The organism is Bradyrhizobium sp. DOA1 (assembly GCF_001593325.1).
GTDB lineage: Bacteria > Pseudomonadota > Alphaproteobacteria > Rhizobiales > Xanthobacteraceae > Bradyrhizobium.
On record NZ_JXJM01000001.1, the window covers coordinates 6,234,800 to 6,245,915 of the forward strand.

Sequence of the window (11,116 nt, forward strand, 5' to 3'; positions counted from 1 at the left end):
AACGTCGTTCGGCGCGCCTGCGCCAATCAGATCAAACGGCGGCGCGCGATGCGCTGGCCGAACGGAGAAATGTGCAATGCCCAAGACCAAACAAGCTGGCCTGACGCCTCGTCAGGTCCAGAGCTTCATCGACGACGGTTTCGTCAAACTCGAGAACGCCTTCAGCGCCGACGTTGCCAATCAATGCAGGAACGAGCTGTGGGCAGATATCGGCCTGTCGCCGGACCAGCCCGAAAACTGGACCCAGCCCGTTATCCGGGTAGGCGCCAAAGCTTCGCCTCCCTTCATTGAAGCGGCGAACACACAGCTTTTGCACAAGGCCTATGATCAACTCGTCGGCGAAGGGCGCTGGCTTGCACCCACGGGCCTCGGAACCTTTCCGATCCGCTTTCCATCATCGCAATCGCCAGGCGACGATGGCTGGCATGTCGACATGAGCTTTGGCACCGCCAATGCCGACTTCATGGAATGGCGCGCCAATGTGACGAGCAGCGGGCGTGCGCTGCTGATGCTCTTCCTGTTCTCGGATGTCGGCACCGACGATGCCCCCACGCGGGTCCGGAAAGGCTCGCATGCGACCATCGCGCGCGAGCTGCTGCCCTATGGCGAAGCGGGCGCGACGCTGCGGCAGCTCGCTGCCGAGGCTTGGGCGTCGACGAAGGATTGCGAAGTTGAACTTGCGACCGGCGCGGCAGGCAGCGTCTATCTATGCCACCCATTCCTGGTTCATGCCGCGCAACCCCACCGGGGGAAACGGCCGCGCTTCATGGCACAGCCGCCGCTGCTGCCGAAGGGCGAGTTCGATCCGGCACTGCCGCCTTCGCCGGTTCAGATCGCGATCCGGCGGGCTTGCGGGTTGATGTAGTCGGACGACATCCGGGGCGGCTGGGCGGTCCGGAAATCGATGGACTTGCCGCCGCCGAACGCGACAGCCACCAGAACGTTTGCTTTGGATACGAAGCAAACGTTCGGGTTGGGGCGATCAGATGCATATGGCGTATTATGCCATATGGCATGGCAGGCCTTCGCACGCTTCACGTGGCGCGGCACGGACCTTCGGCGCCACGTCCGCCCGACAGGACGAAGGCACAGAGTAGCCAAACCCGCCGTTACAGTTTCCCATAGACGCGCCCGGCGACCGCCTTCAGGCGCTCGACCGAGCCGGACTCCGGATGCGGCTTCACCGGGGCGAACACGATCGAAGCCTGCTTGCCGTTCTTCCAGACATAGATGGTGACGGCGTTGCCGTTGCCCTTGGTGCAGGAATGCTCGCCGAACGCTTCGCTGCCGAGCTCGGGGATCGTCACATGCTTGCACGGGCCTGCGAGCTTCATCATCTGGACGGCGGTGTCGCGCGAGGTCGCGATCACCGCGGTGATCATCGTGTTGGCCTCGCGATCGAACATCATGCAGCTGCCCGCGCCGGTGCGTTGGACCGTGAGCGTGCTCGTGTCGAGAAAACCGTCGGCATCCGCAGCCGCGAGCCACTCGCAATTGCCGAACCGCTCGCTGCTCCTGCTCACGTTGGCGACGGCAACGCGTGCGGCTTCGGTGAGCGGTCCGAGCAGGGCATCATCGGCACGCCGGCCGGTCGGATAGACGGTGATCTGCAGAATGTAATCGCCGGACAGAGCGACGACCGAGGCTTCCTGGCGCTCCGCGCCGGCGGCGCTCGTTCCGCGTTGGCCCTCCTCGCCGATCCCCGCCACCGCGCTCAGCGGCATGCGCTCGGCGAGCGTCTTGACGAAGGTCGCGTACAATTCCCTGGCGCGGTCCTTGTCGGGATTGCGGAACACGGTCAGCATCATCGTATCGCCGCGCCCGGCCTGATAGATGCAGCCGCGGCCGTCCTGATTTGAGATCAGCGACCATTTCAGCGCCGGCATCGCGCGGGCGAGCTCCTGGGCGCTGATGAACGGGCAGGTTTCGGCCGCACGCGCGGGAAGCGCCGGCGCGGCTGCGATTGCGAAGAAAAGAGCGAGGACGAAGAGCAGACGATCGATGGTACGCATGGGGACGTACTTACTACCGAAATGGCGCGCCCGGAACGAGGCGCCCTTCGTCACGCGAACATATTGTTTTCACTCAGATTTTCGGCGTCCCGCCAGAGGCATTGATACCACTTCAGTGTACCAGCGCAAGCGCGTTGTTGCGCAAGGGTTGCGAACGGAGCTGCCGCTCAAGCTCGGCAAAGCGCTCATCATTGAGCAGACCGCGCCGATATTTGAGCCGACTTTTAACATGCGCGAATGCCGAAATCCGAAACCGGGGCGAAGGTCGTACTTTCTCCTGCTCTCTAAGTCACTGCAGGAACGATAGATTGCACAGGCGCTTAACCGACGTGTCTCGACTGGCGAGGTGGGGAAGTGAACACAGGCATGATGCTTCGTACTGTCAGCTCACCGGATACGAAACACCCCGTCCTTGTCGTTGATGACGAGCCCATGATCAGGATGATGATGGCAGACGAGCTTCGCGCCTTGGGTCTGAAGGTTATCGAATGCGGAACTGCCGACGAGGCTCTTGATGTCCTCAGCAGCGGAACATCGGTCTCGCTCGTGTTCACAGATGTCCGAATGCCGGGGACGTTGGACGGGATTGGTCTCGCCCATGCGGTGAAGCGTGGTTTTCCAGAGTTAAAGGTGATCCTTACTTCCGCGCAGCAGATACCCCCAGGCACCGGTTGTGATGGCTTTTTTGCCAAACCGTGGGACATGCCTCATGTGATGCGCCACCTCAAGGCGATCCTAAGCGCGTAGGAACGATCCATCCGGCGTTCGGTTGGCTTACATGGAGACACAGAAACTCGCCAAATATACGCGGACGATCCTCCTTGCCGAGGATGACGTTCTCCTTCGTATGTCGATAGCTGATTACCTACGAGGTTGCGGCTATAAGGTTCTGGAAGCCGTCTCAGCGCACGAAGCGATTGAGTTCTTGCAGGATCAGGACATCCACATTGATTTGGTCCTTAGCAATGTTGAACTGGCAGGTGACGGCTTCGGCATCGCCAAGTGGATCAAAGATCATCGCGCTAATCTTGAGCTTCGTCTAACAGACACGGTAAAACGGGCGGTCGATGCGGCGGCGTCTCTGTGTGAGGACGGTCCGCTGCCTGCCCCTTACAACTCGCAAATCCTGCACAGCAGAGTGACGCGGTTGTTGGCGACGCGCAGACCCCCTCCTACCCGAGAGGGACGACGAATTTCCCTGAAGCGCACCTGATTGACGCAATGGTGGTTAGGTCCCGGGGATATCCTTGTTGAGGAGCTGGGAAATCGCTGTAACGGCCTGCGCAGGCGCGAACGGCTTCGAGAGCAAGATGCTGTTGGGGACACCTTCCACAGCCCATTCGTCTGCGTTGGCGCCAGTCATGTAGATCACGGGGAACGTGGGGTCTTCGTGACGTGCAATCTTGGCGACCTCCCACCCGTTGATGCCGCCACCGAGGTTGATGTCTGTTAGCAGCGCCCTGTAGTTCTTCTGGGCTCTGAGCAGCACCGCCGCTTCTTCGCCGGAAGACACGAAAGCGGTTTCAAAACCGGCATCTTTGAGCGCGTCTTCGAGAGGCGCGATCAATAGGTACTCGTCTTCTACGACAAGAACGGCAGGTCCCTCGGGCATCCCATAGTCCCCCGCCGCCGGTCCGCACGATAGCGCACCCGGTCCGCAAGACTACGAGCAGAGCAGCGGCTTGTTCCATTGCAATGTACAAAAGGATACACACCAAAGACAGCTCTACGCCGCACCTGAGCCTTTTAGGACCCGGGGCGCGAAGGCCCTCAAGCATCGAAAAAGCGTGACCCCTCAGGCGCTTGACAGGGATTGCAGGTTAGTTCGGGACATAACCCGACAAAGCACGCTCTGCCTTAACCATAACAACGGCCTTTAAACCCGATTTTTGAAACTCTCTTTGGGCGAAAGCGCCAAATGCGGCTGCGAGGGAGGGACCCATTGCTCCAACGGCCAGCATTGTGACTGAGAGATTGGGATCATTCTTTCCTCCACCATCGGCCAGCAGCACCACAGAGGCTTTACCGGCTTCTCAAAAGCCTCTTGCCTCTCTCGTCGCTCAAATGGGACCCGGGCAACATGGGACCCGCAAAGACTATGCCGCGCCGTCAAAGCAGCAAGAGAAGCCACAGAACCGCGCTTCACTCAGATGGAGGCATCTTCATGCACGTGGCCAGCAAGGTCGGCTGGATTAGCTTCAGATAGCGTCACCCATCGAGTGACGTCTCACTTGGTCTTTGGAGGCTTCTTTGGCTTCGACGGAGCCGAGGGCGCTGCTTTGCTCATCAAGGTCTCGCAGGAAAGAATGAGCTGCCTACCGTAAGACTTGGCTGCCTCAGCGACTACCGACCGGTTCACGCCAACCCCGATGTAAATGGCGTGCAGAACGGCGACAACCAATACGACGATGACGCGACCTTCGACATGGCTGATGTCCTGAAACGGCACTGAGCCATGATACAGGACCCCTGCACTAATCAGGACGACCAGAAGATTGAGCGCAAGCGCTGACCATTTCGTTCCCAGCAGGTTGCGTCGAAAACCGTAAGTGACGTTTTCATTGAAGAGGATATTGAACTTCTTGGTGTTGCGCGTGTTCTCGCGAAGCCAGTCGCCGCAGCGGGCGTAGAAGGCGTCAGCGGCGGCCGGATCGCTCGTTTCCTGCGCCTCGGTTGGCGGAGCCTCGTTGATCTTGCTGCCAAGGAAGGCGACGTACCGGGCCTTCGAAATGCCGTCCAATGTCTTATCCATGTGCCGCAGCATTGTGATTGACGGCGGGCCACCGAGCTGGGCGAAGAGCTGAGGTTGAATTTTCTTACCCTGCCGCCGCGCGATGTCGGCAAGAGCGAACAAGAGCGCCACCAGCCCGACCGTGGCGATGGTGTTAGAGAGAGAGAACTGTGTCCAAGAGATCAAAAGCGCTACGGCCGCGAATGCTGGCGCCGCGGCGATGATCGCGGGCGACAGCCGGGCGCGAAGCGTGTACGGGTCGAGGTACTTGAACATCAGTCCTCTTCCACGTCGTACGAAAAGCGCTCGGCATTCAGGTCCGTTCCGCGGGTGGTGAACCCGTAGTTTTGCCTAATCCATCCGGTCCGCCCGACATAAACCGGGTATCCACGACGGATGAAGGCATTTTTCACTTTCTTCCGCGGATGCTCCGTTTTTTTCGCGCCCACTGAGACCATCGCGTGACCGCGTGTGGACGTGCCGCCATTCGCCACTCCCAGCCATGCGTCGAGAACATCGGGCCTCACGTTGCGTCGGCTGCCTTGGTGCGGGATCTGGACCAGGTCGGGGGCGCTCAGGAAGCCTCGTTGATAAGCGTAGTTTGCTGCTTCAGCGAGACCTTCAGGGCCGACGTCGGCAGTAAGCAGGATTTTCTTGTTGTCGTACATCGCCAACTGCACGACGCTCGTTTCGTTGGAAGCAGACGTCGCAGGCGGATTTTTGTCCAGCGTCTCGATCTGCAAGGTCTCCTTAACGGCATCGAGCACGTTGCGCGCTGTTTGCAAGAACGACTTTGGCGCAGCATCGCTGCGGTACGGCGGGGGCGTCTTGTCGAGATCAGGGATCAGAGAGACGTAGCGAGCTTTGGATGGCGCGAGAACGTGGGAGCAGCCGATTTGAGCGCCCTGAAACACGGCGTTCGGCTCCATGCGGCGCGACCGCGCAAGGTCCTCAAGCTCGACGAGATATTCGTGGTTTGAGCGGACATGATCTATCCAGCCCTGCATCGTCCAGTTTCCGTGGAACTGGTCTATGACCTCGCTTGCGTAGAGCCAAGGGCGGTTCATCCACAATGCGCCGACCTTGAAGTGCTTGAACACCGGGATCAGACCGGCGGCATGGTCATTATCGGCGTGCGACACCACCATATCGTGGATCGTGATCCCTTTGCCGTAGGTCTTCTCGATGTGCTCAATGACTTGCTCGCCGACAGAGGCATAACCGCCGTCCACGACCGTCATCCAATAGCTCTCTTCGGTTCCATATTGGACGATGATGGCATCACCGTCGCTGTCACCAACCGGCAAAAACTCAACTGCAATGGCCATTCTGACCGTCCGTATTTAGTGAGCCTCCGCATTCTGCATGCCACATCTGGGGTTCCAATGAGTTCCGTGCAACCCCCGGTTACTCCGGTGCTGCCCCATCGAGGTTTGACGCGAGCGAGCCCAGTCTGGCGGCGGCAGCAGCCTTTACTCCGAGTTTTTTGAAATCGCCGTCGGAAGTCGCGGAGAAAGGGGCCCACCGCCCGATATGGGACCCGTTCGAAGCACGACAGCCTCCTTGCATACTGTTCGTAGTTCGGCCATTCTTCGAACAGTCACTAATCGCGCGTGCAGGAAATCATGGCGAAATCGCATCTCAAGCTCGTCAAGCCGTCCACCGTAAATCGAACAGTCACGCCGAAGCGCCTTCCCAATGCCGAGTTGCGGACCCGCGAGTATCTGACCGAGGCCGAGGTCGAGCGGCTGCTTGAGGCCACCAAGGGCAACCGATGGGGTCACCGCGATGGCGCCATGATCCTCGTGGCCTACCGCCATGGTCTGCGGGCGGCTGAACTGGCGGACCTTCGGTGGGATCAGATCGACTTCGCAACGGCCACCCTGCACGTCCGCAGGGTCAAGCAGGGCAGCCCGAGCACACACCCGATCCTTGGGGACGAACTGAGGCGGCTACGGCGGCTCCAGCGTGAGCAAGACCCCAAGTCGCCCTTTGTGTTCACCTCGGAGCGTGGGACGCCCTTCACCACGGCGGGCTTTGCGCGCATGGTTGAGCGTGCAGGGGCGCAGGCGGACCTCGGGTTCAAAGCCCACCCGCACATGCTGCGGCACGCCTGCGGGTTTGCGTTGGCCTCCAAGGGGCACGACACCCGCGCCCTTCAGGCCTACCTTGGGCACAAGAACATTCAGCACACCGTGCGCTACACCGAGCTGTCGCCGTCGCGGTTCCGCAGTTTCTGGCGGGACTGAGCGCCCGAATAAGTTCATAGCAAGATAACAATGTAACAAAGCGGGCCGGAAACGGGCCTCCGGGGAGGAAATCCCGGCCTCCGAGCGATGGACCCGAGACCGCTGCGCCTCACGCTTCCGGTGAAACCCGTCATCGGGCGCTGCTTCAGTTTATGTCTATGCTCCAGCGCGAGCGCATCAGAGAGAACGTAGAGTTCCCGACGATTGAGGTTTGCGTTCACACGGTGAGCTGACTATCTGGGTCACAGCCATCCCCAAGCGCAGCACGCAGGTTCACCTTGGCCCCACCTGGGCTGAAGAGGCCAATCTGCCATCAACAAAGCGATGCGCCGACATACGGCAGCACGGAGAGTTCCTTGGACGTGAAATCAGAGCTACAAGCCCAGCCCCTGAAACCCGCGAGCCCCGAAGCCGACCAGAACGAGCAACAGAGCCTGAGCGCTCTCAAGCGCGACTTGCCCCTGCAAGGGTCAGACGAGTTTTACGAGCGTTGCGAGCGGGCCATGGAGGCCGTCTGTCGGAAATACGCCTACACGGCTCAGCACGGCGGAATTGTTCTGCGGCGCAATCCGCTGAAGCTGGCTCCGCTCACCGACCATGTGTTCCACCGGATCAACAAGGCCGAACACGGCTTCCGTTACCGGGACAGCGGAGGCCGCGTGAAGGTCTGGTTTCCCACCTTGGAGAAGGTGTTATCGCAGTACTTCGAGCCTGAGTATCACGAGGAGGCATACGACGGCACGTTCGTGATTGCTGAGCGGGTGGAGTTCATGCCCGGCGAGCCCGAAATCGCCCACGACGACGACGGCTGCCGCGTGTTGAACCTGTGGAGACCTGCCCCATGGGTCGCACAAGAGGACGCCGAGGACCCCAAGGTCTTTCTGGAGCACTTGTCCTATCTGTTCGATAACGATGAGGCTGCGATCAATCACGTCCTCAATTTTCTGGCTCACCTCGTGCAGAAGCCGCATGAGCGCATTGGGCACGCCCTATTGTTGACCAGCGAGGCCAAGGGCATCGGCAAGTCCACCTTAGGCACGGTGGTGCGGCGTCTGGTTGGTGAGCAGAACAGCCGGGTGGCCCAGACCAAGGACCTCAAAGGCTCGTTCGACGGATGGCTCGTGGGTAAACTCGTGGTCCAAGTGGACGAGGTCTACGAGGCGGGCAACTGGGACTTGGCCAACAAGCTGAAGCCTCTGATTACCGAGCCTACAGTGAGCGCGAACATCAAGTACGGGCCACAGATCGAAATCGACAACTACGCCCGTTTCATCATGTTCTCAAATCACAGCGCGCCCCTGAACATCGAGGAGGGTGACCGCCGCTACTTCGTATTCAACAGCAAGGCCCAGCCCCGCGAGGACGACTACTACGACCGCCTCTATCGCTACATCGGCACTGACGAGGCGATGAACGACATCTTTACGTTTCTGAAGAACCGAGACCTCTCGGGGTTCAATCCGTTCCGTCGCCCGCCGATGACCGAGGCCAAACAGCAGGTCATTGCTGAGAGCGAGCACCCATTGCGCACCTACATCATCGAGGCGGTGAAGAGCGGCCATCTGCACGACAATCTCGGGGACGAGTTCACTTATGACGCGCTCCAGCGGCTGTTGGGAAAGGACGGCTACGGAGCGCAGGCGAAGAACACCAAGGAAGTTGGCTCCGCACTTGCAGCCGCTGGGGTTACTCACACCCGCAAGTCAGTTGGCGACGGCAAAAAGGCGCGGCGCTATACCCTGCCGCCAAGGCCCCAAGGAGCCCAAAAGGACCCTTGGTCGCTCTGATGCCAGTAGAAGTTCGCCCGGCCACCCGGCCTACCCGGCACCCACGCGGAATACCTATATTTCTTGAGGTATCCGATGGACCGGGGTCATGAAGATACCCGGTCTCTCAGGGGTGCATCCCGGCCATCATTGATCTGGATCAGTTCCCGAGCAGCCTCGGCACCGCAGGTTGGGCCATGAAGCTACGCTGGGACACGCTGGTCTTTATCGTGTGGTACTCGTGGGTCGTCTCGCTCGTCTGCGGGGCGGCCTATTTTCTCTTCGGGTGACCTCACCCGCCCACCGAACCTGCGAAAGGTCAAGGCCCGGGTAGCGGACCTTCTCGACGGCTTCGGAAAGCCTCTGGAAGCCAAACCGGCGAGCCATTTCCTTCCATCCGTAGTCCCGAGCTACCGTGTTGTTGCCGGTGTGCCCTGTGAGCGCATCGTTGATGTCCTCGTTCACACCTGCCGACCGTAAGGCGTCCTTGAAGCCATGCCGGAATGAGTGAAACACGCTGTCCGGGTTCGTGATGCCGAGCTGCCGCTTGTAGCGACCAAACCATTTTGAGAAGGCTTCACCGAAGAGCCCCTTGGAGCCGGGTGTGAGCTGTGGAAACAGCCGGGCTGATTGACCTCCCTGAGCCCTGACGTGCTCCACGAACTCCAAGAAGCCGATGCCGACCAGTTCGGAATGGACAGGGATGGCGCGCACGGACCGATCGGTCTTCACGCTTCTACCTTCTTCCTCCGCCTCGATCACGGCGAGGAAACGGACACCTGTAGCATCATCGGTCTTTACATCCTCCACGCACATGGGCGCGAGTTCGTTCAGGCGAGCACCGCTGAAAACACCGAGCAATGGCAGCCAGAACGCCGCTTCACCCTTTCCGCCTGTGGGCCGCTCTCCTGAGACGTAAACTGGTGAGGCGAAGAGGGTCTTCAGCTCCTGTGGCTCCCAAGGCTGTCGTGTGGATCGGGTCTCCCGCAGCCTCATTCCTTTGACCGGATCAGACCACGGCATGTCGTCGGGGATGATGCCGTTGTTTCGCGCCCAGTTGAGCACCGCGCCCAAGCAGTTCAGCCATTTGTTGATGGTTGCCGCCTTGATCCGAGGAAGTTCGGGATGCTTGCGCGAGTAAGCGGCAAGCTCGGGCAGAGGAGCCTTCAAGAGCTTCCCCGACCGCTTCGCTGGCACGAGCTGCGCAGCGTCACGAAACTGACGGACATGACCTCGGTTGATCTTGGTTACGTCAAGGTCACCATGCAGCTCAATGAAGCGCTCGATGCCGCGTTCGAACTCCATGCTGGTGCTCTTCCTGCGAGGTGTGACCTTGAGCCAACCTTCGTAAGCAGCACGAAGCCCTGAGCCTGACGAGGAGACGTTGAGGACGCCGCTGGGTTCGACTAACTTCGGGCTCTCAATAGGCTCACCACGGTGTCGCGCTTGAACCGCCTCCAAGGCGCGGACCTCCGCCCTCATGACGGCGAGTGCCAGCTTGCGAAAGTCAGGACTATCGGGGTCGAGATTGATGCGGAAGACCTGAAGCAGTTCGTTCACCTCATAGCGGATGAAATCGACCTTGCCGCGTGCCAAGGCTTCCTTGAGAGCGGGAAGCACGGTCGAGGTGTCTTCCTCGATTTTGTGCATCATGCGGTCGGAGAGACCGGAAGCTGTCTGCGGCACCTCAAACGGAGTTACGAACTCGACACCGGCTTCGGTGAGTTGGCGGTGAACATCTGCAAACACCTCGTCGGACCCGATGCCCTCCTCGCGAAGCTCTTCGTCCGCGCCCAGCTCATGCGCATAGAAATAGTCGCTGATGGTTTTGATTTCGGCTTCGGTCAGAGAAGTGCGCAGGGGCTGATCGACAAGCAGAGCCTCGGCTTGCGCGAGGACACGGTCGAACTCCATCATGACCGGCTTCGCAAGCACCTTGGCGCGCTTCTCGTCCTTGGTCCGCAATGAACGCTTGAGCCATGGTCTCCGCGCTTTGGTGGAGCCCTCAACTCTCGCCACCGCCTCTTGAAGACGCTTCGGCACCGCGCGGCGCACCTGATAGACGCCGTGCTCATTCTTGATCAGACCCATTCCAATACGCACCATTGATCCCACCGCTTGATACCAGTGCGGCAGGACGAAGCTATTGATTTGGCTAAATCTTCTCGGAAAACAAGTGCTTCGCGAGATGGTGGCGCGCCCGGAACGATTCGAACGTCCGACCCTCAGATTCGTAGTCTGATGCTCTATCCAGCTGAGCTACGGGCGCGTTTTTCGCAAACAGCGCGGGCTTGAGCCCGCACGCAGCCCCCGGCGGGGCCGGAGGGGGTGCGAAAGAGCGCTCTGACTAACCGCTCT

At 60.1% G+C, this 11,116-nt stretch carries 10 protein-coding genes and 1 tRNA gene; 5 read left to right on the forward strand and 6 right to left on the reverse strand.

Features of this window, described 5'->3' with window-relative positions:
• Positions 1-76 precede the first annotated feature (76 nt).
• Positions 77-865 (forward strand): phytanoyl-CoA dioxygenase family protein, encoded by a 789-nt coding sequence (locus SE91_RS28820; RefSeq protein ID WP_061850067.1) that lies wholly within the window; start codon positions 77-79, stop codon positions 863-865.
• Positions 866-1,109: 244 nt separating this feature from the next.
• On the opposite strand, the gene SE91_RS28825 is transcribed toward SE91_RS28820, so the two are convergent.
• A complete protein-coding gene (locus SE91_RS28825) occupies positions 1,110-2,012 on the reverse strand; it encodes a hypothetical protein (protein WP_061850068.1) in 903 nt (300 codons plus the stop codon).
• 366 nt (positions 2,013-2,378) lie between these two features.
• Between SE91_RS28825 and SE91_RS28835 the strand changes: the two genes are divergently transcribed.
• Both SE91_RS28835 and SE91_RS28840 read left to right on the forward strand, forming a co-directional pair.
• Complete coding sequence (locus SE91_RS28835; protein ID WP_061850070.1) at positions 2,379-2,759, forward strand: response regulator; 381 nt, start codon at positions 2,379-2,381, stop codon at positions 2,757-2,759.
• A gap of 31 nt (positions 2,760-2,790) precedes the next feature.
• Positions 2,791-3,225, forward strand: coding sequence for a response regulator (locus SE91_RS28840; RefSeq protein ID WP_063921363.1), 435 nt, complete (start codon positions 2,791-2,793; stop codon positions 3,223-3,225).
• A 15-nt stretch (positions 3,226-3,240) separates the two neighbouring features.
• Here the strand turns inward: SE91_RS28840 and SE91_RS28845 are convergent, their stop codons facing one another.
• The 3 genes from SE91_RS28845 to SE91_RS28855 all read right to left on the reverse strand — a co-directional run bounded on the left by SE91_RS28845 (position 3,241) and on the right by SE91_RS28855 (position 6,071).
• Positions 3,241-3,624: a response regulator gene (locus SE91_RS28845; RefSeq protein ID WP_061850072.1), complete on the reverse strand. Its 384-nt coding sequence runs from the start codon at positions 3,622-3,624 to the stop codon at positions 3,241-3,243.
• A gap of 615 nt (positions 3,625-4,239) precedes the next feature.
• Positions 4,240-5,019 (reverse strand): hypothetical protein, encoded by a 780-nt coding sequence (locus tag SE91_RS28850; protein ID WP_061850073.1) that lies wholly within the window; start codon positions 5,017-5,019, stop codon positions 4,240-4,242.
• Positions 5,019-6,071 carry a ComEC/Rec2 family competence protein gene (locus SE91_RS28855; RefSeq protein ID WP_061850074.1) on the reverse strand — a complete coding sequence of 351 codons (1,053 nt, stop codon included), beginning with the start codon at positions 6,069-6,071 and terminating at the stop codon, positions 5,019-5,021. The genes SE91_RS28850 and SE91_RS28855 overlap by 1 nt, the downstream gene beginning before the upstream one ends.
• A 297-nt stretch (positions 6,072-6,368) precedes the next feature.
• On the opposite strand from SE91_RS28855, the gene SE91_RS28860 reads away from it, so the two are divergent.
• Both SE91_RS28860 and SE91_RS28865 read left to right on the forward strand, forming a co-directional pair.
• Positions 6,369-6,992, forward strand: a complete 624-nt coding sequence (locus SE91_RS28860; protein WP_061851388.1) for a tyrosine-type recombinase/integrase — start codon at positions 6,369-6,371, stop codon at positions 6,990-6,992.
• Positions 6,993-7,354: 362 nt separating this feature from the next.
• A complete protein-coding gene (locus tag SE91_RS28865) occupies positions 7,355-8,779 on the forward strand; it encodes a primase-helicase family protein (protein WP_061850075.1) in 1,425 nt (474 codons plus the stop codon).
• A 204-nt stretch (positions 8,780-8,983) separates the two neighbouring features.
• Here the strand turns inward: SE91_RS28865 and SE91_RS28870 are convergent, their stop codons facing one another.
• Together SE91_RS28870 and SE91_RS28875 are read right to left on the reverse strand one after the other, a co-directional pair.
• Entirely contained in the window at positions 8,984-10,849 is a 1,866-nt protein-coding gene (locus SE91_RS28870) for a site-specific integrase (protein WP_061850076.1), read from the reverse strand.
• 101 nt (positions 10,850-10,950) lie between these two features.
• Positions 10,951-11,027, reverse strand: a tRNA-Arg gene (locus SE91_RS28875).
• Positions 11,028-11,116 lie beyond the last annotated feature (89 nt).